Consider the following 25,905-nt stretch of genomic DNA (forward strand, 5'->3'; position numbering starts at 1 on the left):
GGAACAGTAAACACATTAAGTAAAATTGCCTGTAATTTTTAGAATGCTATTTTAGGCTATTCATTCTATCCCACTTTTCTATTAACTTTCTTGCCGACAGAAAATACAAAATTCTTAGCAGGGAAAAGGTTACAGACTTAATCAGATAAGTATATAATAAGTACAAACCACTAAATTTCTGCGAGCAATCAATCTCCAGCCAAAAACAGCCTTCTTAAAGTTATTTATAAATAAAAAAGAACTATTAATCAGGTATAGATCTGTTGGATATACAATCACACAGCAAAATCCTTATTTGTTTCTGATTGGGCTAAAACATATGAAACACACTCAAAAAAGTAATTGGTTACAGGCAAGAAAATGGATAGTAGCCAGTGTGTTTATATTTTTTTTCATCGTAAGTTATGGTCATCACAGGTTATTACATTTCCGACATCTGTCTGTAGCGGATGGACTTTCACAAAGTACCATTAATTGCATTTTACAAGATAGTAAAGGCTATATGTGGTTTGCTACAGATGATGGATTAGACAAATATGATGGCTATAAGTTTACCGTTTATCAGAATGATGCAAACGATATTCATAGTATCAGTGGCAATCGGGTAATGAGTATTGTGGAAGACAGTGAACATAACTTTTGGGTTGCCACAGCTGGTGCTGGAATTAGTAAATTTGTGACAAGTCAGGGGCATTTCGTTCAGTACCTCTCTGATAAAAGTAACAAGAACAGTCTAAGCAATAACAATGCAAGCAGTATCCTGGTTGATAAAAAGGGGATACTATGGATAGGTACTAACGGAGGTGGGTTAAATAAATTCAACCCTGTCACCAATACATTTACCAGTTACATTCATCAGCCCAACGTTCCGAACAGCTTAGCAGATAATGAGATAACTTGTCTGTTTGAAGACTCGCGAGGCAATATCTGGATAGGCACTGATAACGGAGGACTAGACCTGTTTGATCAATCCCGAAATCAGTTTATTCACTATCAACATAAGGCTGAGCAAAAAACAAGTCTTATTCACAATTATGTAAGACGTGTTTTTGAAGATCATACAGGTAAACTATGGATAGGTACAAATGGGGGATTGGACTGCCTGAACGAAAAGAAAAACGGATTCATTCATTACCAGCATGATCTTCTTAATCCTCGCTCCATTGGACACAATGTAATACTTTCACTAAATGAAGATGCTCTGGGCCATCTTTGGATTGGTACAGAAAATGGTGGTATGGATGTATTTGATGGGAAGAAGTTTAATCATTATTTGCCAGATCAACAGGACCCTACCAGCTTGAGTAGTCCATCTGTTTACTCTATCTATAGAGACTCTCACCAGAATATGTGGGTTGGTACATTTGGCGGAGGTATCAACTGGGTTGACAGCTACCAGAAAAAGTTTAACTCTTATCATTACCTCCCTTCATCTCTTTCCGGATTGAGCCATAATATGGTAAATGACTTTTCACAGGATGCAGAAGGGTTGGTATGGGTGGCAACAGATGGGGGAGGAATTAACTGTTTTGACCCTAAAAAAAGAACATTTACCCATTATGTACAAAATCCTAAAAATTCAAATAGCATTCTGGGTAACTTTATGACCTCAGTGCTGGTGGATGACTTTAATAATGTATGGACGGGTGCATGGGAGGGAGGAGTAACCAAAATTAGCGCTGACAGGAAAAAATTTACCCGATATCAATATACCCCTAATCAACCTGCCAATGCACCTTTTCATTCCAATTATCCCTATTCTATCAAAAAAGATAGAAAAGGTATGATATGGTTTGGTGAATATGGAGGTGGACTTACCCAATATGATCCTAAAAAAAATAGTTTTACCTCTTATCGGCATAATGCAACAGATTCCAATAGTTTGAGTTCTGATTATATCCAGGTTGTATTACCGGATCAGCAGGGTACTATCTGGATAGGAACATTGGGTGATGGACTTACTCGCTTTACCCCCGAAACAAATAAATTCATCAGATATTATCATGATGATAAGGACAAAGAAAGCCTGACAAGTAACGACGTTTACTCTCTTTTTGAAGATAGGAAGGGGATTATCTGGATAGGAAGTAGCGGGGGGTTAAATAAATTTGATCCTCATACCAACAGTTTCAGCAGGTATTCCATTCAGAATGGCTTACCTAGTAATGCAGTTATGGATATCCAGGAGGATACTCGTGGTAATCTATGGATATCTACAAAAAAAGGGCTTTGTAAATTTAATCCTGTCACTAAAGTGCTTCGTGTGTATACACAGGAAGATGGTTTACAAAGCAATGAATTTAATCGTGCATCTCTGCATAGTGCAACGGGCGAATTATATTTTGGGGGAACCAATGGTTTCACTGTCTTTTATCCAGATAGTATTCAGGAGAATCCGGTTATTCCACCTGTATATCTTACCGACTTCCAGATATTTAATAAATCTGTGCAGGTAGGTGGAGTAGATTCGCCTTTACAAAAAATAATTGGCGAAAGTACTTCTGTTATACTGCCTCATGATGCTTCTGTTATTTCATTCGAATTTGTAGCACTCAACTTTACCATTCCGCAAAAGAACAAATATGCCTATATGCTGGAAGGTTTTGACAAGGTCTGGAACTATGTAGGAAACAACCGGCATGTCACCTATACAAATCTTGATCCGGGTACCTATACTTTTCGTGTAAAAGCATCTAATAATGACGGCATCTGGAATGAAAAAGGGACGTCTGTTCAGCTCATTATCATCCCACCTTGGTGGAAAACCTTCTGGTTTCGTATAAGCCTGATAGGCTGTATTATTTTACTTGTATCCATCTGGTATACAGTCAAAACAAATACTATCCGAAAGCAGAACCGAATATTGGAAAACAGAGTATTGGAACGTACTCATAAGATAGAGCAACAAAAAGAAGAACTAGCTGAGCAAAGAGATATTCTGAGTCAGCAGAAGAACACCATTGAAGAAAAGAACGCTTTGCTGGAAAAATCTCACTTGCTACTGGAACAACTGGTTGAAGAAAGGACAGAAGAGTTGATTAACAAAAACCGAAGGCTGGAACAGTTTGCTTTTATTACCAGTCATAACTTCCGATCTCCGGTTGCCACCTTATTAGGGCTATGTTCGGTATTTAATACAGAAGATCCTGCTGATCCATTTAATACAGTGATTATGGAGAAGACAGGTGAGGTTATTCATAAACTGGATGAAATGATTCAGGATCTGAGTATATTATTGGATCATCAGAAAGACGCAGAATCACTTTACGAATGGGTAGAATTAAAGTCTATTCTACATGATACTAAAATACTACTGGCAGAAGAAATCCAGAAATCAGGTGTGCGGATTCATGAGAATCTGACTATGTCAAGAGCTTACCTTGTCCCTGCCTATATCCATAATATATTTCTGAACTTGATTGGTAACGCTATCAAATACAGACAAGAAGATGTTCCTCTGGAAATACATGTATCCAGTTACGAAGATGATACTACTATTACTCTTATATTTCAGGATAATGGCTCCGGTATAGACCTTACAACCAAGAAGAACCAGATATTTAGCCCTTTTAAACGATTCCATACCCATATACCCGGAAAAGGTATTGGTTTATACATGATTAAAACTCAAGTAGAATCTATGCGAGGAAGTATTCAGGTAGAAAGCGAAGTAAATAAAGGTACTACCTTCACTATTCAGTTACCAAAAAAGGCAGGCATGCCAAAAGAAACAACTTCAGTCAGTGAGCAAGCCTAATGATATATATTCAATAAGTACGAATTGAAAACCCAGTTATGAAGATTATTTCATTTGTTCACGAATCTTTCAATTTGTTTTGCAATTTTCGCAGATTGTTTATCTTTGTACCTATATGTTACTGATCTCCAATACATATCGCCTCTTTGCTGCCGGAATATCGGTAGCCTAACACTGGGATAATCCTCTATCCTTGAAGCTTTCATTTGAGAGCCAGTGTAACTATTGCCTTCTATTATTTTTATTCTTTCATTCACCTGAATCAGGTACAAGTAATCGCATTCCTGCAGACTTCTTGTATGGATTCCTTATTTCATTTTTTACAATGTCATTTCTAACTCAATACGGATGGAATCCGTTTTTTGAAAATAACTATTCAGCACATTTTTCATCTGAGTCTGTTGGCAGGATATGTACAGTATTTGGTCAGAGATATCTGATTATAACCGAGACAGGATACATCGAAGGAGAAGCTGCCGGCTCACTTTTAAATAGCAAAGAAGCCTGGGATTTACCCAAAGTCGGAGATTGGGTTGTATTTATAGCTACAGGCGATATGGGTTATATTGTTGATGTACTTCCACGACAAAATGAACTTTCACGAAAAGCACCTGGCAAACCTATAGAAAAACAGGTTCTTGCTACCAATATTGATCAGGCTTGGATAGTTCAGGGACTGGACCGTGACTTTAACTTAATGCGTTTACAAAGGTATCTGTATCAAATATGTTCCTTAGACATTTCACCTCTTGTAATTCTTACCAAATGTGATCTGGTTAGTAATCCGGAACACTACCTTGAGCAAGTAATCCAATTGGGATATACATGTCCGGTTATTCTAACAAGTATTCAAACAGGGCAAGGGCTGGAAGAATTACAAAATCTATATCTGCATGCAGGGAAAACCTATGTTTTATTGGGTTCTTCAGGAGTGGGCAAAAGTTCGCTTTTAAATACGCTAATGGGTACAGAAATTCAATTAGCAGGAAGTGTTAGTACGTCGAATAACAAAGGAAAGCATACAACTACTACCCGAAATTTAATTTTACTTCCCAATGGCACTCTCATGCTTGATACTCCTGGTATGCGGGAATTTGGAGTTACTGCGGATCAAGAGAATGCAGTTGGATTGCAGCATCCTCAACTGGAAGAACTGGCTCTTCATTGTCACTTTCATGACTGTACTCATCAGGATGAGCCTGGATGTGCAGTTAGAGAAGCTATTCATACTGGTGAGCTTCCTTTACTGGTATATCAAAGTTATCTGAAACTGACAAAAGAAAGTCGGCGATTTAATCTTAGTGCTGATGAGAGAAGGAAACGAAATAAACTGGCAGGAAGGTTATCCCGAGAAGCCAGTATGCATCGTAAGAAGGGCAAATACTAAGAGTGATTTTTAATGCGATTGCTATTGTCTATTGACAATAGTAATCGCATTATCTGTAGAGGAGATTTGTCATGATTGCCCCTTCAGTTTGTCGTATTTACACCTGAACAAAATCATTTATCAGTAGTATGTTTGTAAAGAAAACAAAAGTGTTTGTAGTGAGAACATTATGTGTATATTTGTCTCGATTTTAGGAATCGGTATTGTTCGTTAACAAACATAAGACAATGCTGAGATCTAAATTTATTATTCCTATACTAAACCATTTAAACAACTAACAACATGGCCACAATCAATCCTTATCTGAATTTCAACGGCAACACGGAAGAAGCCTTCCTTTTCTACAAGTCTGTATTTGGTGGTGAGTTTGAACTATTACAACGCTACAAGGAGGTTCCGGAAATGGGAACGAACCTTAAGGAAGATGACAAAGAAAAAATTATGCATGTCTCTTTACCTATTGGACAAAATGCTATTCTAATGGGGACAGATGTATTAGAAGCATATGGACAAACACTTACGGAAGGCAATAATTTTTCTGTTGCGATTGGTACAGATAGTGAAGCAGAAGCTGACAAGCTTTTCAACGGATTATCAGAAGGTGGGACCATCACTATGCCACTACAAAAAACTTTCTGGGGTGGTTATTTTGGTATGTTTAATGATAAGTTTGGTATTCAATGGATGGTAAATTATGACCACAAATAAGATTACTATCAACCAGATTGCTACTACAACTGTGCTAAGCTCTTAAATCGATTTCCTTTGCTTTCGTACAACCTGTTTTTGTGCGAAAGCTTCTTTCGTGCATAAATTCCAATCACCAAACCTTAACAGATGTAGCGTATGAAAAAGCTAAAGATTATTTACTGGGTTATTACTGGTATCATGGTAGCGATGTTAGGCCTAGGTTCCATCTTTGATGCCATTTCTGCACCCGAGGCAGTAACCTATGTTACAAAATTAGGGTATCCGGCCCACATTGTCCCTTTTCTGGGAGTTGCCAAACTACTAGGTATTATAGCAATACTGATTCCCGGTTATCCCAGGATTAAAGAATGGGCGTATGCCGGATTGACATTTGATCTACTGGGAGCCTTATATTCTCATATTAGTAATGGGGACCCAGCATCTACCTGGATATTTATATTTATACCAATCTTACTTGTTGCTGGTTCCTATATTTTTTATCATAAGCTCCAGGAAATGGCAAAAGGTGAAACAGCAACGTATGCACCTCAACTTTAACCAAACACTACTTTATGGTCGAAGTATTTAAAACCAATGTTACAACCACAGAGCATGCAGATTGGCTGATATACCAAATCCATCATCATTTCCCTAATTATAAAGCCAATTTCGACCTGACCGACTGTGATCGGATTTTGCGCATAAAGAATGTATCGGGTCCTATAGAATCCGATTTTTTGATTTCATTCCTGGAACGATTCAGATGTAGAGCAGAGGTACTATCAGATGAAAGTGAATCTGTTCTAAGTGGAATAAATCTCTTACTCAATCAGGTTAGTTAACCTATATATTTTTTGATTGAACCTATACAGTAAAGAGCCTAAATTCGGAATAGTGGGTCGCTTTAGGCTCTATTTTTTCTTAATTTCAAACAATAAAATAATATAACAGAGATCTACTGTACCAGTTGAGCAAATAATCGAAGAAGTGTTTCCTGGGCATTCACACAAAATCCAGGATGTACAGGTGATGTTTGTACTACTGTACTTCGGGTTGCTGTAAGCCATCGAAAGCGGGAAGCTATTGGAAGCAGGCCAATGGGACCTCCTTGCTTGCCTCCTTTACATATCTGAGCAAAGGCAGTAAGTCTCTCTTCCAGTTCTTGTATTTCAACCTGACAGACAAAAGCTTTTAATCTCTCTGGATTTATTTCAAACATAGTTTGCAGAAATCCTTCTGCTGAACAATAAACAATAACGCCTACATTAAGAAATTCTTCGCGTTCCACACGAGGTACGACGCGAATTACGGCGTACTCAAATAAGTGCTTCTCTTGCATGTTGTGCTTCCTTGACAAAAATTTCTGATGAGGCAAGTCTTGTTTCTAAAAACTGGATATACATATCACGTTCTTCATCAGCAGAGATAAAAGCTGATCCTCCGGTAAGCCATATATCCGGAACTAACCCAACAATAGAACGTATGCGTTCCGAAGTCAATATTGACTTAACTTCTGTGTCTATTTTTTCCAGTTCGGAGGCTTGTGGTAATAATACATGATCTTTTACCTGTGCAAAAGGTTTTCGGCTATGCTCTTCCCAATTCTGGCCGGAATGATGAAAATATAGAGATGCACCATGATCTATCAGCCACAGTTCTTTATGCCAAATCAACATATTGGTATTACGGGCAGTTCGGTCTACATTGGTAATCAGACAGTCCAGCCACACAATTTTGGAAGCCAGATACGGTTCTACTGTATTGACTACAGGATCAAATGTAATGGCTCCAGAAAGATAATGTACTGCCAGATTTAATCCGGTGTCACTAGCCCGAAGCAGATCCTGAATTTCCTCGTCTGGTTCTGTTCTACTTAAAGCAGGGTCTATAGTAGCATACACAATTTCTGGTACACGCATGCCTAAAGCTCTTGCTAGTTCACCTCCAATCAATTCTGCAATAAGTGCCTTTACACCCTGTCCGGCTCCCCGAAATTTAAGTACATACAGAAAGTCATCGTCTGCTTCTACCAAGGCAGGTAATGAGCCTCCTTCCCGTAATGGCGTAACATAACGAGTCACATGGACTGTTCTGAGATGAGATGAAGAATTGTTCAAAGGAATAAAGTTCTGAGTCACACACAATAAATCTCTTTATCAACATACTCATCTACCTGACAAGATATGAGTGCGAAAGTTAGACCAAATTTTTGAGAAGTCAGGAATCAGGAATTAACTTTTCTAGAAACATGGATTTACTGGAGTAGGCACTAGTTTATTGCTAATCATATTTTTCACGATAGACCAGGAGCCAAAAATTATTGATAGGAAATAATCTACTTTGCTTTTCTATTTTGTAATTTACTATCTGTCAACAGACACATAAATCTTTACCTCTTAAAGCGTAATCCATGGAAGCTATTACCTATGACCTCGTTTTTGATTTAATAGACATTGCTGTTATTGAATCAGACTTTTATTCAAATAACAAAATCTATTGTGGTATAGAAAAGACATCGGATGGCGATCACATCTATGTATTCAATCCAGAATATGCTTTTGAAAAGCAACAAATAGTCAATGCAGATGCAGGTAGAATCTTACGCTATCTGCATGTACCTGAAAAACACCCTGAGCTATACCAGAAATTCCTGCAAACCGGGCATATGTATATCCAGACTGACCATGCCAATATCAGTGTCTTTCTTATTCATAGCCTTCCCAGTGGAGTTATTCATTAACGGAAACTCGCTCCAACAAACTTCAACACTTCGGGCAGAGCTGTACGCCAGTAGATCCATGTATGGGCACCATCTCTGACCCGAAACTCATGAGGAATGCCTTTGTCAATGAGCAGGGCATGTAGTGCCATGTTCTGTTTTATCAAATGGTCATCATCACCACAATCAATATAGTAACGAATTGACTTAAGTTGCTCGACAGGTGTAGTCTCAATGATTTTCGGAATAGAGTTTTTATACCAATGATCTGTCAGACGATCTTTACCTTTTAGTGTTTGCGGAAAATTTACAGTGAATCGTCTTGCCCATTCTGACTCGGCCATAGTTACTGCATCTGTATCAGTAAAAACAGCACCACTCAAAGGAGCCGCGGCAGCGAACAGATCAGGATGTTTAGTGGCCAGTAACAACGTGCCAAAACCACCCATTGATAATCCGGCAATACCTCTGAACCCTTTGGTGGCCCGTATGCGATACGATGTTTCAATATGAGGTATCAACTCACGAATAAAAAAATCTTCATAGTTATTTTTACCATCTGCACTATTCATATACCATGTTTTACCTGCATCAGGCATTACAATAATCATAGCAGGAGCATCCCCATTATTTATAGTTTTATCTGCAATAGACTGTACTTCGCCAGCCTGTGTCCAGCCAGTTTCATTATCTCCTAGTCCATGCAAAAGATACAAGACAGGGTAACGGCGATTGCTTTTATCATAATCCGCCGGGAGGTAGATAGAATACTCAACTTCCCTTCCAAGTACAGTACTTTTTAACTTAAGGCTCTCGTTGATAGTTCCTTGTTGAGCATACGTAATAAATGAAGTAAGTATCAGATATAATGTAAGAAACTTTTGCATGAGATCTCTTTGTAGTAAATGGGTATAGAGTAACAAAGAAATATTTTATTTCTTAACCAGAAAATTATTTTCAGAATGATTCATCCCAAATTTTAGCTAATGACTTATCTGCTCATCAATTATTGGATTTACGATAAGTTTTATATTTGCGTTTTATTCACGGCAAGAAAAAATTTGATCAGAATTCCGATCAGATTTTATTTTTGCGGTGAACTATGCGCAAACTAAAAAATGATCGGAATTCTGATCAAAATAAAAAGTGATTGGAGTTATATACAATTTGTTCATGGATCAATGGATCGGCCTTGCGTACTCTGAAAATAGTTTGCCGTGAATTATACACAAAGACAAAATATGATGTAAATAAAACGCATGCTCTCGGCCAATCAGTAAGGCTTTAATTTCATTGAAAAACAGGTTTTTCAATTACTTCCTGAATACAGACTGGTAAATGATTAAAGAAATCATAGCCTGTTTTCTGCTCCACTTCATCCACTGATACAGCATATGCTTTCCAGCTATTATCCAGATCCTGATTATTAGGAACCCAGATGGCAATAGTCTGAGTAGTTTTGGTCACTCTTTTGACATCATCATCTCCTTTGGGCAGGACAATCAGCACTTTCCAGCAGGCTTCAGGAACTGTTATCTTATCTTTTACTTTGGTAGTAGTACCATTTGATCCTGTACCACCGGAACCAAATGTGCCAGCATAGATATATAGTTCATTGCCTTGTTGTACCAGATCTCTACAATAGCTTTCAAGTGACTCCCAGGTATTACGGTTCAGATCAGGTGATTGAGGAACCATATTCGTCATTAAAAAGGTCGCTGAGTTGTCCGCTTGAGTAGCAGTACGGTCAGCACTTGGACACAGATGTCCCCGATCAAATCCGGAACCGCTATAGTCATTTGGTTTAGCAGCATCCCAGCCGGAAGGCAAGCTTGCGTCTGGTTTGAAATCATCCTGGCGGTCTGCACTGCCAATATCTTCACTGCCAAGGTGCCATGCAGCCCAGTTGGATATTAACTGACTACGATTATAGGAAAGAGCATACTGTGTTTTTTCCATCAGGTAATTGTCACCCTGACTTTCGTCTTTTTTTGCACCAGAAGGATTTCCCATCATCAAATGGAGTGACGAGGTAGTAATAGCAGGGTAGTCACAGGATGTCTGAGGAGATACAGGTGTCCGTTTACAGGACCATAGTGTGACAAGACTTATGAACGCTAGTACATAAGTGGATCGACGAATGAAGAATGGCATAGTTATAGGTGATTGGTTACTGATAAACGAAGATAAAGTGTTTATTCTATTTTTCTGCCTCTATCCTTCAGGAAGATATGTATATGATTCCAAATATGTCTTTACAATTCTGGTAATTTTTAGTAAAATGGCAGTTATACTCACCCAATCAATACGAATGAAACCTATCTTCTTTCTATTTGCTATTTTACTTTTTGTATTGATAACAACACCAATACTTGCTCAAATAGCAGATACAACCACCCAAATAACACAATCTGTACAAGCAGATTCTTTACACACGGCTACAAATGATCCTGGCTATGTTGAAGATGACTTTGCGCCAGGTATTTTCGGCGCTATTATTCTATTAATTGTATTCATATTGGTTTGTATTGGAGCTGGGATTGTACTAACTATTGTAGGACTTGTAGCCGCATTTGCCCTAGTCTCTTTTGGCATTTTGTCTACTTCTATTCTTGTAGGCTTACATCAAAAATCCTTCGCGAAAGGATTTAAGACACTTCTTGTTATTACATCCACATTGGGGGGATTGGTATGTGGTGGCGTTGGCTTAGGTATACTAAATACTTTCTTATATTGGTGGGATATTGGAACCTCAGTATTTATTGGTTCAATTTGTGGTATGCTGGCAGGCTTTGCATTTGGAATCCTTGCATACTATATTATTCAAAGGTTTGTTATGTTCTTTAAACAAAAATTCAATCTCTCAACAGCGTTAATAGAAGAACATAAGCTATAATATATGCTTTTGTTGGGAAAGATTCTTAGTTGCGCATAGTTGACCGTAACCTGTTTTTTAGAAAAGCCACTTCAGTCAATTTTTATTTTGTGCATAACTCACCACAAATTGATTTTCAACTGGAGTTCTGGTTGCACAGACCATTAACCTGAACTCCAGTTATTTTTTATTTTAACCTAAGTTCCAGTTAACCACAAACTCAAACTGCATGCAGGTAATTATCAAATCTAATCTGTAAGACAGTTGTTTATTGTCTCGATCTGTTTACCGGTTGATGGCTCAGGATTGCTCAGATTTACTGAACTTCAGGTTAGTGCAAACTTCTAGCTAAGATTTGAGAAGACATATCTGTGTCAATTATGTTGATCAATGTATTCTTCCTTGTTGAGAGGGTTAAGCCGCCACTTGTCTGTGAAGAGGGTCCTGATTTAATAGATCAGCCATAGAATTATACAATAAGGGCGCCTCAGACAACATTTCTGTTGGATTCTCAAAGAATGTTTCAACGGCTACTGCAAATAACTCAGCGACATTTGTACCTGCATATTTTCGCAACACAGATTCCTCTCCTGATTGTATCTTCCTATATTCCACTTTAGCCTGTAAAAAAAACTCCTGTACATGTTCTGGTGCCAGGAAGTCTTCACCATATTGACGGTTTTCGAGTAATAGTGCATGTGCCATTTCATGCAAGCCTACATTGAGGGCATCCGTTGGATAAAAATAGCCTTCCACAAAATGTTTCCAGGATAATACGATGATCCCTCCTGCATTTACTTCGCCTACATGATAATCCCGATTAAGCAGTGAATAATATTTGTCAGGATACAAAATAATTGTGTTAAAATGGGATAGATACACAGGTGAGAGACCAAATGTCAGTTGCACAGCACAGGCCGCTATCAATATTTTCATTTCCTCTGTGATCTCCAGTTTACCACGTGAGATAAATTCTTTTTCTTGTAGAAATGTAGCTACCCTCAGATTAAATACCTGTTTCTTGTCAGGTGCCAGTTGTCTGTAGTACTCAAAGTTTTTCTCCAGGATAGTATCATTTAGAGAAAGCGTTTGTTTACTAACAGGCTTGGTTCGGACTTGTGTCCACCAGTAACCTCCAATTATCGCCACCAGCACACCAAAAATAATGGGTATCATAGAATCGGTATATTGTTAAAAAATGTTCCTATAGTAAGCATCAAGCTGACTATATTTTTATGTAGATGCTGTAAGCTAAAAAAAAGTAAGCGTGATACCATAAGTGGCATCACGCTTATCTGTAAGAATTCAGAAGTTTCTTTATTTATTAGGCTATCTTAACTGATTCCTCCAAACTGTCGTAGGAAGCGTATATCGTTTTCGCTGAATAAACGCAGATCCCGTACCTGATATAATAAGTTTGTAATCCGTTCGATACCCATACCAAAAGCAAATCCGGTATATTTCTCAGCATCAATGCCACAGTTGGTAAGAACATTTGGATCAACCATACCTGAACCCAGAATTTCTACCCAACCTGTATGCTTACACATCTGGCAACCATCCCCTTTACAAATAAGACAGGATATATCCATTTCAGCACTTGGCTCTGTGAATGGGAAATAAGAAGCACGGAAACGCACTTTCACATCATTGCCAAACATCTCCTTCACGAAATAGTAAAGAGTATTTTTTAAATCGCGAAAACTAACATTGGTATCTATATAAAGACCTTCTACCTGATGAAAGAAACAATGTGCTCTGGCTGAAATAGCTTCATTGCGATACACACGACCCGGCATAATAGCACGAATAGGTGGTTTTTGTTTCTCCATCAAACGTACTTGCACACCCGATGTATGTGTCCGTAATAATAGGTCATCTGCTGGATTGTCTGTTTTACGAATAAAAAACGTGTCTTGCATTTCACGGGCAGGGTGATTTTCAGCAAAGTTCAGCGCTGCAAAGTTGTGCCAGTCATCCTCAATTTCAGGGCCATCGGCAACCGCAAATCCCATTCTGCCAAAGATCTCTATAATACGATTACGTACCAGTGTCAATGGATGCACGGATCCTAGTTCATTAGGATATACAGGCAATGTAAGATCAACAGGTGCTGCTTGTTGAGCGGATAAGCTTTGCTCTTCAATCCATGCCTGCTTTTCCTTAAACTTATTTTCAGCCAGATTCTTAAGTGTATTTAATTCTGCTCCCATTGCCCGGCGATCTTCTGCAGGAATGGTTTTCATGCCTTCAAACAATTCGGCAATTACACTTTTTCGGCTTATATAAGCCATCCGGAATTGTTCCAGTTGGTCTGCAGAATCAATTTGGGCGTCTTCGATCTGTTGTCGAATGTCCTTAATGCGGTCTAACATATAAAGTTTCGGATTTGACTATAATCAGGCTGATATCAAAAATAGTACAAACGGATGTGTCCATTAGTAGTATTTGTTTCGCAAAGATAATAGTCCGGGTATGAAATCGTATTCTTTCTATGCAAAAACCTATAAATTATCCACAATAAACACCTATATGATTTATAAAAAACATTGTTTTTTATGGGATTATCTTTTTATTTTGCGTCCCTTTCTGTGTAAAAACAAAAGGTGACCCTATTTTTCGGGAAAGTATATTTTGCTAAATCAGAAATAACGTCTCATTATTTATTTTTAATCACCTATTTTAATTGTCAACGAATGGCAGTAATTGGTAAAATCAGAGAAAAAGCAGGCTGGGCAATCGGATTGATTGCTTTAGGATTAGGCCTTTTTATTGTCGGTGCCGATTTTTTTGGCCCCAAATCAAATCTGTTCAGTAATGATGCCGAAGTTGGAAAGATTGCGGGTCATGGCATTAGTGCTAAAGAATTTGAGGCTGAAGTGGAACAGATAAAGGCCACTATGGCAATGCAGGGGCAAAATCCAACAGAGCAACAACTGCAACAAATTCGTGAACAGGTATGGCAGGATATGATTTTCCGTTATGCATACCAGCCACAGTTCGAAAAACTTGGAATTGGCTTGTCTCCGGAAGAGCGGGATGATATGATTGCAGGAGATAACATTCATACCAGCATCAAACAAACCCAGGTATTTCAAAATGCATCAGGCCAGTTTGACAGAACTATGCTGGATCGTTACCTGGATTATATAGAGTCAGACTCTGCCCGTCCTCAGGATAAACAATTGTGGGAAAACTTTATAGTGAACCAGTTGCCTCAAATGCGTATGCGTGAGAAGTATGACAATCTGTTACGTACTTCCCTATATGTTACACAGGCAGAAGCACAACATGAGTATGAAGCACAGGTTGCCAAAGTTGACGCTAAATATATATATGTTCCTTACTACTCTATTCCTGATTCTACTATCAAGGTTTCTGATGATGAGTTAAAAACGTATCTGAGCGATCACAAAAATCAGTACAAAGGCGATGAAACCCGCAGTCTGAAATATGTGACTTTCCCTATCATGCCTTCTGCTAAAGATAGCGCTGACCTGAAAAGTCAATTGGTGGATCTTGCTAAACAGCTGGCTGTTGCGCCAAACGATTCGTCTTTTGCTATTGCCGAATCAGAAATTGAAGTTCCAGGTAATGGTTCCTATCAGGTAATTGGTGCATTGCCTCAGGAAATTCAGAATACTATTTCTACACTGATACCAGGTTCTATCAATGGGCCTTTCCAGGATGGCAATGAATACTATATATTTAAATATGATGGAGCAAAAGATGATAGTATTCCTTCACTACGCGCCAGCCATATATTATTCCGGGCTGATAAAAGTGCATCAGATTCTGTAAAGGCACAAGTTCGTAAACAAGCTGAAGATGTACTGAAACAGATCAAAGATGGTGCTAGTTTTGAAGCTCTGGCACAACAATATGGTTCTGATGGAAGTGCACAACAAGGTGGAGATCTAGGTTGGTTTTCTAAGAATGGCCAAATGGTAAAACCTTTTGAAACAGCTGCATTTAATTTCAGCGGATCAGGCTTACTGCCAAGCTTGGTGGAAACTGATTTTGGTTATCATATAGTGAAAATAACTCAGCCTAAAACATACAAAAAGTACAAGGTTGCGGTTATTCGTAAATCGATTTTACCTAGTGAGGCTACTCGAAACGAAGTATATCGTAAAGCCAGTGCAATTGCTAGCCAGGCTAAGGATATTGCTTCATTTGAAGAGGCTGTAAAGAAAGATCCTACTTTGTCTGCTTATACTGCGGATCGTATTCAACCACAGGCAACTAGCATCAATACATTGGTTAACTCAAGAGCTATTGTACAGTGGGCATTTAAAGATGATACAAAAGTAGGAACTGTTTCATCAGAATTATTTGAGCTGGATAACCCAAGCCAATATGTGATTACTGTATTGACTGGTAAAAGTGAAAAAGGATCCCCTTCTGTAGATGCATACCGTGCTGAACTGACAAATAAAGTTCGCAATCAGAAAAAAGCAGAACAGATCGTAAGTAAGTTGGGCGACCTATCTGGTACACTGGATGCTATTGCACAGAAATATGGTGCACAAGCTCAGGTATTGACAGGCACAGATATTACCATGGGTTCTAATTCTTTACCAAGTGTAGGTATGGAACCAGCTGCTTTGGGTAAAGCCTTTGGTTTAAAAGTAGGTCAGAAAAGTAAGGCAATCAAAGGAGAGAACGGCGTGATTGTAATGGAAGTTACGAAACAAACACCAGCGCCTCAGATTGCAGATTACACACAATATAAGACTCAACTGAAACAAAATAAGAGCTTCTCTGTCACCTATCTGGCTGGTGAAGCTATCAAAGAAGATGCAGATATCGAAGATTTGAGATATAAATTCTATTAATAGACTGTATTATCTGATATGATTTAAAACCTTGCTTCACCAGGAAGCAAGGTTTTTTTATTTTTATAGATATAGTTTAGAAATGTAGTTTATTAAAAAGCTAATGTTTAGTGAATGAATCATCGTATTTTTATGGTGAGTCAGATCTGTAAGGTCAGACAATGGTTAATCAAATTAGTATATATTCACGATGAGACGTTACCTTCTTCTTTGTATCAGTTTTTTATTTTCGATACCAACCTTGTTTGCCCAAAATGATAAGTCCTTATTGTGGGAGATATCAGGGAAAGGAATTACTAAGCCTTCTTATATATTTGGGACAATACATATAGTGTGTGCATCAGACCTGGTGATTACAGACAATCTTAAGACTGCCTTTAACAAGTCCGAGCAACTGTATCTGGAATTGGATATGGATGATCCGGATATGTTGCTTCAGATGATGCAACATATGACTATGAAAGAGGGCACTACGCTAAAATCGTTACTTTCTGATGCAGATTATACTATGGTATCTACCTTCTTTCAGAAGAAAACAGGTATGTCAATAGATATGCTCGGTGCTGCTAAGCCATTTTTTATTATGAATCTGATATTACCGTCTACTATGAACTGTCAGACAGCATCTTGGGAAACTTCTCTCCTATCACTGGCGCAGGAACGAAAAATTGAGACATACGGACTAGAGACTTTACAGGACCAATTGGCGGTTATTGATCAGATCTCCTATAAAGATCAGGCTTCAATGCTACTAGAGACTTTGAAGGATACTAGCCAGTCACAAAAAGAAAATCAAAAACTTATAAACCTTTATAAAGATCAGGATATAGATGGTATGCAAAAGGCTATCTCAACCGCTTCTCAGGCAACTTCCAGATATGAACGTATACTGCTAACAGACAGAAATAATCGGTGGATACCGCTTATTACCAAAATTGCTATAGAAAGGCCTACTTTTTTTGCTGTAGGTGCAGGCCATCTGGGAGGGAAAAAAGGCGTAATCCAACTATTGCGTAAAGCAGGGTATCAGGTAAAACCTGTAAAATTATAGTTAACTAGCTGCTAATTTTCTACTTAGTATGTGCAAATATCATTGAAAGTCAACACTTTTGTTTTTCATCACTTCAACCCTAACACCTATGAAATCAGTAAGTGCTTTTTTGACCTGTTCAGGTCTTTTCCTTTTATTACTATCAACCAATACAATTGCACAATCTGTGAAATTGACCAAGGTTTGGGAAACAGATACTACTGTCACTACACCTGAATCTGTGTTCTATGATAGTAAAACAAATACTATTTATGTATCCTGTATCAATGGAGGGCCTGCTCCAGAGAATTCAAAAAGTTTTATCGCCAAAGTAAGCCCTGATGGCAAAGTACTTCAACGAATCACAGAAGGGTTAAACTCTACCAAAGGATTGATTGTAAGTGGTAATAAGATCTATGTGACAGAGATATTTAAACTGGTAGAAATAGATCTGAAAACAGGCAAGGTTATCAAGAAATACGATGTACCAGAAGCAAAGTTCCTCAACGATGTAACTGCTGACGAAAGTGGAATGGTGTACTTTACAGATATGCGAAACAATCGTATCTGGATGTTGCACAATGGTATGATTATGAAAGTAAGCGAAGGGGGACCATTAAATAATCCAAATGGACTTTTATATGAGAAAGGAAAGCTGCTGGTGGGAAATGGAGATGGAAAGATTTTGGCATATGATATAAAGACCAAGCAGTATACTACTCTTGCAGAAGGGATGGGTGGAATAGATGGATTGGTATCTGATGGAAAGAAGGGGTACTTTGCTTCTGAATGGCGTGGTAAAATATGGCATGTGACACCTGATGGGAAAATTGAACTACTGCATGACACTGTAGATCAGAAAATAAATACAGCTGACATCGACTATATTCCTTCTAAAAAAACCTTACTGGTACCAACATTCTTTGTAAATAAAGTATTGGCATTTAAGGTTGATTAATTAACCAAACCCAATCCTGATACAAATAACCTCTTCCTTATGGAGAGGTTATTTTTTTATAGATGGACAATCTTTTGTATCAATAGGGTTTGTTATATAAAGATCGTATTTTTGAGAAAAATTCTTCCTTCTTCTCAACAAACTCCCATTCCAATCGAATGCAGCGTCCTTTCATAGTCGGTATTACAGGTGGTAGCGGTTCCGGCAAGACATATTTTCTGAATAGCTTATTAAAATCCTTTTCCTCAGAGGAGATTTGTTTAATTTCTCAGGATAACTATTACCGGCCATTGGAACAACAACAGCTGGACTCCAACGGTGTACAAAATTTTGATCTCCCTGAAGCCATCGATCATCAGCTATTTGGCTATCATGTGATGGGTTTGAGAGAGGGACGTACAATTCAGCAAAAGGAATATACTTTTAACAAAAAGGATATAGAACCTCAGATGCTGACTTTCCAGCCTGCTCCTATTATAGTGGTAGAAGGTTTGTTTGTGTTGTATTATCCTGAAGTGGCCAATCTACTGGATTTAAAGATCTTTATTGACGCCAAAGAACATATCAAACTAAAGCGTCGTATCTTTCGTGATAATACAGAAAGAGGATATGACCTCACGGATGTTTTGTATAGACTTGAGCACCACATTGTTCCTGCCTATGAAAAATACATTGCCCCTCTTAAGCACGAAGCAGATGTAATTATCCCAAACAATAGCCACTTTAAGACAGCTCTGGAAATGGTTATTCTGTTTTTGCAAAGTAAGGTTAAGTCCAGTATTTCAGTAAAGTAGTAATGATAAAAAAAGGCTCTCAATACAATGAGAGCCTTTTCTTTTATAAATAGGTCTGAAGTTTTAATAAGTCATGTTCCTCTAATATCACAGCTACTTTTTGGATAAATTCAAACGGGATATCTGCCTTTTCTGCAATGTCCAGTAATGAATGTTCACCATCTGAAAGGTTTAGTACCCAAAGCATAGCCATCTCATAGGATTTGGTATGATTATCACCACTAATAGCCCGATATAATCCCCGTTTTCCTAATTGTGGCTCACATTTTGGATTTTGGTTTACATATATACCATTTCCTTCCAGTATCCGAAGTATAGTTGTATAAAGTTGATAAGATTCCGTAAGGTTTTTGGGTTGTACCAGATCCAGATTGTCAGCTGAAGTATGATATTCAGGATATTGTCCATGAGGAGTGCGCATAAGGCAACCTACAGGCAAATTAAAACCTGGAGAGCAGTACTGACGTTCGTCATATCCATAAGGAAAGAAATCTATGATGTGGTAAGGCAGCTGAATATGTTTTAATGCATGCACAGCAGCTCTGTCAATCGTAGCATTACCACGGCGGGATTTCTTGTATGTGAACCTTCCGCTATCTCCCACCAATGTAGCTACCAAACCATGTTTGATCTTAAATGCTTGTTGTTCATTAAGACTCAACCAGGTGATAGAACCAATAGTACCAGGTATAAACAAAAATCTGTAAGAATATCTGCGAGGTTGTTCCTGAAGCCATTGAATCAGTTTAACTGCCAGTGAGATACCTGAAAGATTGTCATTTGCCAGTGATGGATGGCAGATGTGACAAGATATCAGGACTTCTTCGTCTGTATGGCCTGGCAGGAAACATTCTCCATATGTCAAACTTCCTGGTTCAAGAGTAGAGTCAATGCATACTTCGTAATCCCCATCTTCTAATGATTCTAATTGCCTGTGAGTCATACAGAAGCCCCAGTTCTCATTATAGTAGGAAGTCCGATAAGGTATCCAGTCTGGTTTGTCAGGTAATGAAAACAAATGAGGTTTTAGTTCTGCCAGTGATACCGTTTTATGAATGGGAGTACTATAGTTCAGTACATGAAGGTTATGGTCTTTGAAACTAAGAATAATATTTCCTTGAGGATCTTTGATCCATGCATCCTGAATATTCCATTCTTTAGGGACAGTCCAGTCAAATACAGGTGTTCCTGTCGGAACTTCTTTGATCTGAACGGGGATATATTCCTGTAAGATCTGTAATGTCTGACGAACACCATTTCCGGTGATGCTTCGGCAAATAGGATACAACCGGGTAACGATCTGATACATTTCGTCACCCGGTTGTATAACAGAAGGGTCTGCCATTGCTGGCAGACCTGTATTTATTTCAGTTATCATTATTTTTCTACTTCTTCCAGTTTTTGTGCTGACACATTATCCTGTACTGCTTTTTTAGGAGATATAACTTTTAAATCCGGGATACAGGTTACAAACTGTCCGCCCCAATCTCCAATATAGCTCAGTTGTTTGCTTATTTCATCCCGTAGGTTCCATGGCAGAATAACTACATAATCAGGCTTTTGTTCTTTGATTTTGTATTCATTCACAACTGGAATGTGACTGCCTGGCAAGTATTTGTTTTGTTTGTATGGTGAAGCATCTACAGCAAATTCAATTAACTCGGTACCTACTACTCCACAATAATTCAGGAATGTATTTCCTTTCGCAGCAGCTCCATATGCAGCGATTCTCTTTCCTTCTTTTTTCTTTTCGAGCAGAAATAACAGAAAATCGTATTTGATTTTAGAAACTTTGCTCTGGAAATCAGCATAAGATCCAATGTTTTTGAGACCAGCTGCTTCTTCTTTCTGTAACAGATTCTCTACATTAGGGGTTACCTGATGTTTCTGATTACCTGCATGTTTAGCAAAAATCCGTAAGGAGCCACCATGAGTAGAAATTTCCTGCACGTCAAACATCTCCAGGCCTTGTGCTTCAAAAATACGTTTTACAGATATGAAAGACAGATAGGAGAAGTGTTCATGGTAAATAGTATCAAACTGACATTCTTCGACCAGTTTTAACAGATGGGGAAATTCCATTGTAATAATACCGTCATCTGCTAAAAGCATCTTCATACCACTAACGAAGTCATTAATATCTGGTACGTGAGCCAGTACATTATTACCTATCAACAAATTGGCTTTTAATCCCAGTCTTACTGCCAGTTTCTTACTGAAATAATCCGTGATAGTAGATATTCCTTTTTTTACTGCTTCTGCAGCTGTATTCCGGGTAGGTTCGATACCTAATACAGATACATTTTTTTCTTTAAAATATTGAAGCAAATACCCATCATTTGAAGCAATCTCAACAACCATTGAATCCTCATTGATTCCAAAACGTTCCTGCATCATTTCAGTGTAACGTTTTGCATGTTCAAGCCAACTTTTGGAAAAAGAGGAATAATAAATATAGTCGTTGTTAAAGATTTCAGTTGCTTTTTTGTACTCATCAATCTGTACTAAAAAGCATTCATGACACACATAAAGCTTTAGCGGATAATAAACTTCTGGTTCATTCAATTCTTCATGTGAAAGAAAAGAGTTAGCTGGAGGACTGCTTACTAAGTCTACAAATTCATGCTTTAATTCTGTGTTACAATGGCGACAATGCATAGGCGTGTGTATCTGACTGGTTACTAATTAATTAAGTGGATTTTAATTGTTAAGAGATCCGGATATAGACAGTGGTTTGTAGCACAACAAATATGAAATTTAAAAATCAATTTTTCGTGAAGTCAGATCGCATAAGATGTAATAGTAGAATTATCTGACATCACTACAAGTGTAAGAAATAATTTAATTATTTGTTTTGAGGCTAGAATATCCAGATAGCAGACTCTCCAGATAAGAGGTTAGATCCTTGATCATAAATTAACTTGATGGTGATACAAGGTTACTAGAGCAATTCTGACGATACATTTTCAGATGTGATGAATATGTAATTTTTTGAATATACGAATTTAATAATTTCCATTCTACGAATATTAGTACAGGTAGCGGTAAAAAGGTAAACACCAATAAGTTAAAGAATGGTCATTCCTTCGATAGAAAGAAGTTTTAAGAAGATGAAAACGGTTTTATATCTGATAAAGAAAATATAACAATTTGTCTTCAGTGTCATTTTTATTGAAAAAAAGCAGAAAACAAACCTCATGCTTTTTTCTGCTTTTTTTCAATAAAAATCGTACATAGTTAAAGTAGTTAATGCATTCGATCTCCCCGGATCTCTAATGTTGAGATAATTTCAGCTTCTGCCTGTAGTAACTCTTCCCATCGTTGTTTAACAGTTTCTGCTGGCATATATTCTTTCGCCAAGTCTAAAAAAGTTCTATAGTGTCCAGCTTCAGAGACCATAAGTTCATAATAGAACTCTTTTAGTGATTCATCTGCAATATTTTCTGATAATAATCTGAAGCGTTCACAGCTACGCGCTTCTATTAATGCGCTAATGAGGAGTTTATCCATGAGTTGTTGTTCTATACGCCCACCTTTACGTTCCAGTTTACCCAAACGAACAGCATATTCATCTGATCTCTTATGTCCCAGATGATACCCTCTTTTTTTTAGTTCTGCCAAAACACGTTCAAAGTGATTCCATTCTTCTGCAACAATCTCTGTCATTGTATCTACAAGTTTTGTTCGCTCCGGAAACTGTACAATAAGAGAGATTCCATTCGATGCTGCTTTTTGTTCACAATAGGCATGATCTATTAGTATCTCGTCAATATTTTTTTCTGCAATATTGACCCATCGGGGATCTGTTGGAAGTTTTAATCCGAGCATGGTAATAAAATTGTAAGAACTTGTTTATAAATGTGTTTGTCTGTTTTTCTGCAAAGGTAAAATTTTTGTTTTTGGAGTTACTACTTAGACAAAATAATGGTCGTTATTTTTGGATTATAATTCGGATAAATAGAAATATATTTAAGTGATTCTATATTTTTACATTTAACCCACATACTTTCAATCCTATGCGTTATTATTTCTTGTTAGTTATTTTTATTAGTTCAATAACAGCCTATAGCCAGTCTGCTGATAAGCTTGGGATAGTTAAACACAATCATATTGGATTACATGTTAAAGATATTCAAGCCAGTACAAAGTTTTATCGTGAAACCCTCGGTCTACAACCTATCCCTGTTCCAGATGATTTAAAAGCTATCCGATCTTGGTTCAAATTAGGGGAGGATCAGCAAATACACTTATTGGCAGGACGTACAGAACCTGTGGTTAACGATCGGAATGGCGGTCACTTTGCAGTCTTCGTTGAAAATATTGATCAGGCGGAAGCATTTCTGAAAAAGAGAAATATATCTTACCATCCGCAAGTACGCTTTGATGGTGTAAAGCAGATTTATATTACAGATCCTGATGGGTATGTTATTGAACTTAATCAAATTAGCACCAAAAAGTGATATCTTTTCTCTTTTAACCTGATACCTATTATTACCTTTGCCTTATTCTTCTGCATGTTTAATCAGACATGTACTTGTTTTTCTATGACTAAAATTACTGAACATATCCAGCGGGCTAACGGGAAAACTCTGTTTTCCTTTGAAATAATTCCTCCCTTAAAAGGTGAAAGTATTCAACATCTTTTTGATGCAATAGAACCCCTAATGGAGTTTAAACCTCCTTTTATTGATGTAACTTATCATAGAGAAGAAGTTATTGATAAAAAACATAGTAATGGATTGATTGAGAAAGTTTCTATACGAAAACGTCCAGGTACAGTAGGTATATGTGCCAGAATTATGGAAAGATTTAAGGTAGATGCAGTTCCTCATATGATCTGTGGTGGTTTTACAAGAGATGAAACGGAGGATATGCTTGTGGATCTACACTATTTGGGAATAGATAACGTATTGGTGTTAAGAGGTGATCCTGAAAAATCAGCCGGAGTATTTAAACCCCGTGAAGGTGGACATGCCTATGCTTCCGAGTTATTGCAGCAAGTTATGCAAATGAATAAGGGCATTTTGCTACATCAGGAAACAGAATCTTATCCAACCAGCTTCTGTACTGGAATTGCAGGTTACCCTGAAAAACATTTTGAAGCTCCTAATCTGGAAACAGATTTCAAATACTTGAAAATGAAAGTTGATATGGGGGCTGAGTTTATTGTCACCCAGATGTTTTTTGATAATGCTAAATATATTGAGTTTGTAAAGAAATGTCGGCAGGCAGGAATACTAGTACCTATAATTCCAGGGTTGAAACCTCTGACTACAAAAAAACAATTAACCGTATTACCACGCATTTTCCATCTGGACTTACCTGACGATCTGGTAAAAGCAGTGGAAGAATGCAAAACAGATAAAGAGGTAAAGCTGGTAGGAATAGAATGGTGTATACAACAGTGTAAGGAACTTATTGCCTTTGGTGCACCTGTTATGCACTTTTATACAATGAGTAAATCTGATCCTGTAAAAGCAATTGCACAGGCAATTTTTTAATCCTGAATTATGGAAGTTCAAATCGCGCACACAGAAAAAGATTTTCTCAAATGTTGGGATGTGATACATGCCTTACGGCCTCACCTGACAAAAGAAGGATATCTGGAGTTGTTAAAAAAAATGACTCAAAGCGGATACAACCTTATCTTTATTGAAGATGGAGAAAAGGCTATGGCTGCACTGGGTTTTCGATATATGACTATGTTTTATGCAGGGACTATTATTTACATAGATGATCTCACAACATTGCCGGAAAGCAGAGGTAAAGGATATGCCAGTGTTTTATTGGACTATATCATTGAAAAAGCTAAAAATGAAGGATTGAATGGTGTTCATCTGGATTCCGGACATCAGCGATTTGATGCACACAGACTATATTTGAACAAAGGATTTCGGATTACCTGTCATCACTTTCAGCTTGATCTGCCAAAAAGATAAAATAAAGGATTGAAATACCTATAACTGTTGTTTCTGGTAATAAAACAGATTGCCTATGAAACTTATCGAATGTCCCCGGGATGCAATGCAAGGGTTTACAGCCTTTATTCCAACAGCTGTTAAAACTATCTATCTCAATAAATTATTGGGAGTTGGCTTTGATACACTGGATTTCGGGAGTTTTGTTTCTCCCAAAGCTATTCCTCAAATGGCTGACACTGCCGAGGTGTTAAAGGGCTTGGACCTAAGTGGTACTAATACCAAATTGTTGTCTATTGTGGCTAACAGAAGAGGTGCAGAACAAGCCACAGATTTTGATGAAATTACCTATATAGGTTATCCTTTATCTGTTTCAGAAATATTTCAACAACGTAATACCAATAAATCTATTATTGAGGCATTGGAAGAAATCACGCAAATTCAGAATCATATATCTGATAAGGGAAAGACATTGGTAGTGTATTTGTCAATGGCTTTTGGAAATCCCTATGATGAATTGTATCATCCGGATCGTGTGTCATTGTTAACAGAAAAGTTATCAGACCTTGGTATTACCATAGTGGCACCTTCTGATACTATCGGATCTTCTACTCCCGAAAGTATTATAGAGTTGTTTCAGCAACTATTACAAGATTTTCCTCATATTGAGTTTGGGGCACATCTGCACTCCACTCCTTCAACTGTTATTGCTAAAATAGAAGCTGCTTATCAGGCGGGATGTCGCCGTTTTGATGGTGCTATCAGAGGGTTTGGAGGTTGCCCTATGGCAAAAGACGAGTTGACAGGCAACCTCCCTACTGAACAAATTATTGGATATTTTGAACGTCAGTCAATAGATCCGAATATTAATAAATCAGCTTTTGAAGATGCTTGGCAATATGCTGCTCAGGTATTTGCCTTGCATTAAGTTACTTTCTA

General features: G+C 37.7%; 24 protein-coding genes. 15 read left to right on the forward strand and 9 right to left on the reverse strand.

Annotation, left to right across the window (positions count from 1 at the left end; translation table 11 throughout):
- The first annotated feature begins 319 nt into the window (after positions 1–319).
- From QNI15_RS22010 to QNI15_RS22030, 5 genes are all read left to right on the forward strand, one after another.
- Positions 320–3,757: a two-component regulator propeller domain-containing protein gene (locus QNI15_RS22010; protein ID WP_313991462.1), complete on the forward strand. Its 3,438-nt coding sequence runs from the start codon at positions 320–322 to the stop codon at positions 3,755–3,757.
- 325 nt (positions 3,758–4,082) lie between these two features.
- Positions 4,083–5,144, forward strand: coding sequence for a ribosome small subunit-dependent GTPase A (gene rsgA, locus QNI15_RS22015; RefSeq protein ID WP_313991460.1), 1,062 nt, complete (start codon positions 4,083–4,085; stop codon positions 5,142–5,144).
- Positions 5,145–5,426: 282 nt separating this feature from the next.
- Entirely contained in the window at positions 5,427–5,852 is a 426-nt protein-coding gene (locus QNI15_RS22020) for a VOC family protein (protein ID WP_313991457.1), read from the forward strand.
- Positions 5,853–5,990: 138 nt separating this feature from the next.
- Positions 5,991–6,392, forward strand: a complete 402-nt coding sequence (locus QNI15_RS22025) for a DoxX family protein (RefSeq protein WP_313991454.1) — start codon at positions 5,991–5,993, stop codon at positions 6,390–6,392.
- Positions 6,393–6,406: 14 nt separating this feature from the next.
- Positions 6,407–6,676, forward strand: a complete 270-nt coding sequence (locus QNI15_RS22030; protein ID WP_313991451.1) for a hypothetical protein — start codon at positions 6,407–6,409, stop codon at positions 6,674–6,676.
- Positions 6,677–6,789: 113 nt separating this feature from the next.
- Here QNI15_RS22030 and QNI15_RS22035 read toward each other — a convergent pair whose 3' ends face one another.
- On the reverse strand, positions 6,790–7,173 hold the full coding sequence (locus QNI15_RS22035) for a DUF3037 domain-containing protein (RefSeq protein ID WP_313979700.1): 384 nt from the start codon (positions 7,171–7,173) through the stop codon (positions 6,790–6,792).
- Entirely contained in the window at positions 7,151–7,951 is an 801-nt protein-coding gene (locus QNI15_RS22040; protein ID WP_313991448.1) for a HipA family kinase, read from the reverse strand. The genes QNI15_RS22035 and QNI15_RS22040 overlap by 23 nt, the downstream gene beginning before the upstream one ends.
- A gap of 293 nt (positions 7,952–8,244) precedes the next feature.
- Between QNI15_RS22040 and QNI15_RS22045 the strand changes: the two genes are divergently transcribed.
- On the forward strand, positions 8,245–8,574 hold the full coding sequence (locus tag QNI15_RS22045) for a hypothetical protein (RefSeq protein WP_313991445.1): 330 nt from the start codon (positions 8,245–8,247) through the stop codon (positions 8,572–8,574).
- Here the strand turns inward: QNI15_RS22045 and QNI15_RS22050 are convergent.
- Positions 8,571–9,440, reverse strand: coding sequence for an alpha/beta hydrolase (locus tag QNI15_RS22050; RefSeq protein ID WP_313991442.1), 870 nt, complete (start codon positions 9,438–9,440; stop codon positions 8,571–8,573). The genes QNI15_RS22045 and QNI15_RS22050 overlap by 4 nt on opposite strands.
- A gap of 403 nt (positions 9,441–9,843) precedes the next feature.
- Positions 9,844–10,707, reverse strand: coding sequence for a DNA/RNA non-specific endonuclease (locus QNI15_RS22055; RefSeq protein ID WP_313991439.1), 864 nt, complete (start codon positions 10,705–10,707; stop codon positions 9,844–9,846).
- On the opposite strand from QNI15_RS22055, the gene QNI15_RS22060 reads away from it, so the two are divergent.
- Complete coding sequence (locus QNI15_RS22060) at positions 10,694–11,449, forward strand: hypothetical protein (RefSeq protein ID WP_314033541.1); 756 nt, start codon at positions 10,694–10,696, stop codon at positions 11,447–11,449. The two genes, QNI15_RS22055 and QNI15_RS22060, sit on opposite strands and share 14 nt — an antisense overlap.
- Positions 11,450–11,842: 393 nt before the next feature.
- On the opposite strand, the gene QNI15_RS22065 is transcribed toward QNI15_RS22060, so the two are convergent.
- Together QNI15_RS22065 and pheS are read right to left on the reverse strand one after the other, a co-directional pair.
- Entirely contained in the window at positions 11,843–12,604 is a 762-nt protein-coding gene (locus QNI15_RS22065) for a zinc-dependent peptidase (protein ID WP_313979687.1), read from the reverse strand.
- 158 nt (positions 12,605–12,762) lie between these two features.
- A complete protein-coding gene (gene pheS, locus QNI15_RS22070; protein ID WP_313979685.1) occupies positions 12,763–13,803 on the reverse strand; it encodes a phenylalanine--tRNA ligase subunit alpha in 1,041 nt (346 codons plus the stop codon).
- A 321-nt stretch (positions 13,804–14,124) separates the two neighbouring features.
- On the opposite strand from pheS, the gene QNI15_RS22075 reads away from it, so the two are divergent.
- From QNI15_RS22075 to QNI15_RS22090, 4 genes are all read left to right on the forward strand, one after another.
- The gene (locus tag QNI15_RS22075; RefSeq protein WP_313979683.1) at positions 14,125–16,266 is read left to right on the forward strand and encodes a peptidylprolyl isomerase; all 2,142 of its coding nucleotides are present in this window, start codon (positions 14,125–14,127) and stop codon (positions 16,264–16,266) included.
- Positions 16,267–16,507: 241 nt separating this feature from the next.
- A complete protein-coding gene (locus QNI15_RS22080; protein ID WP_314033543.1) occupies positions 16,508–17,317 on the forward strand; it encodes a TraB/GumN family protein in 810 nt (269 codons plus the stop codon).
- Between the two features lie 88 nt (positions 17,318–17,405).
- On the forward strand, positions 17,406–18,254 hold the full coding sequence (locus QNI15_RS22085) for an SMP-30/gluconolactonase/LRE family protein (RefSeq protein ID WP_314033545.1): 849 nt from the start codon (positions 17,406–17,408) through the stop codon (positions 18,252–18,254).
- Between the two features lie 158 nt (positions 18,255–18,412).
- On the forward strand, positions 18,413–19,048 hold the full coding sequence (locus tag QNI15_RS22090; RefSeq protein ID WP_313991428.1) for a uridine kinase family protein: 636 nt from the start codon (positions 18,413–18,415) through the stop codon (positions 19,046–19,048).
- Between the two features lie 43 nt (positions 19,049–19,091).
- On the opposite strand, the gene QNI15_RS22095 is transcribed toward QNI15_RS22090, so the two are convergent.
- From QNI15_RS22095 to miaE, 3 genes are all read right to left on the reverse strand, one after another.
- On the reverse strand, positions 19,092–20,426 hold the full coding sequence (locus tag QNI15_RS22095; protein WP_314033547.1) for a DUF4910 domain-containing protein: 1,335 nt from the start codon (positions 20,424–20,426) through the stop codon (positions 19,092–19,094).
- Entirely contained in the window at positions 20,426–21,706 is a 1,281-nt protein-coding gene (locus QNI15_RS22100) for a class I SAM-dependent methyltransferase (RefSeq protein ID WP_313991425.1), read from the reverse strand. The genes QNI15_RS22095 and QNI15_RS22100 overlap by 1 nt, the downstream gene beginning before the upstream one ends.
- 588 nt (positions 21,707–22,294) lie before the next feature.
- A complete protein-coding gene (gene miaE / locus QNI15_RS22105) occupies positions 22,295–22,876 on the reverse strand; it encodes a tRNA-(ms[2]io[6]A)-hydroxylase (protein WP_313991423.1) in 582 nt (193 codons plus the stop codon).
- 188 nt (positions 22,877–23,064) lie between these two features.
- On the opposite strand from miaE, the gene QNI15_RS22110 reads away from it, so the two are divergent.
- The 4 genes from QNI15_RS22110 (at position 23,065) to QNI15_RS22125 (ending at position 25,894) form a co-directional block, all read left to right on the forward strand.
- Complete coding sequence (locus tag QNI15_RS22110; protein WP_314033549.1) at positions 23,065–23,508, forward strand: VOC family protein; 444 nt, start codon at positions 23,065–23,067, stop codon at positions 23,506–23,508.
- An 84-nt stretch (positions 23,509–23,592) separates the two neighbouring features.
- Positions 23,593–24,549, forward strand: a complete 957-nt coding sequence (gene metF, locus QNI15_RS22115; RefSeq protein ID WP_314033551.1) for a methylenetetrahydrofolate reductase [NAD(P)H] — start codon at positions 23,593–23,595, stop codon at positions 24,547–24,549.
- 9 nt (positions 24,550–24,558) lie between these two features.
- Complete coding sequence (locus QNI15_RS22120) at positions 24,559–24,987, forward strand: GNAT family N-acetyltransferase (RefSeq protein ID WP_314033553.1); 429 nt, start codon at positions 24,559–24,561, stop codon at positions 24,985–24,987.
- Positions 24,988–25,042: 55 nt separating this feature from the next.
- Positions 25,043–25,894 (forward strand): hydroxymethylglutaryl-CoA lyase, encoded by an 852-nt coding sequence (locus QNI15_RS22125; RefSeq protein ID WP_314033555.1) that lies wholly within the window; start codon positions 25,043–25,045, stop codon positions 25,892–25,894.
- The last annotated feature ends 11 nt before the right edge of the window (positions 25,895–25,905 follow it).

The organism is Xanthocytophaga flava (assembly GCF_030068545.1).
Lineage (GTDB): Bacteria > Bacteroidota > Bacteroidia > Cytophagales > 172606-1 > Xanthocytophaga > Xanthocytophaga flava.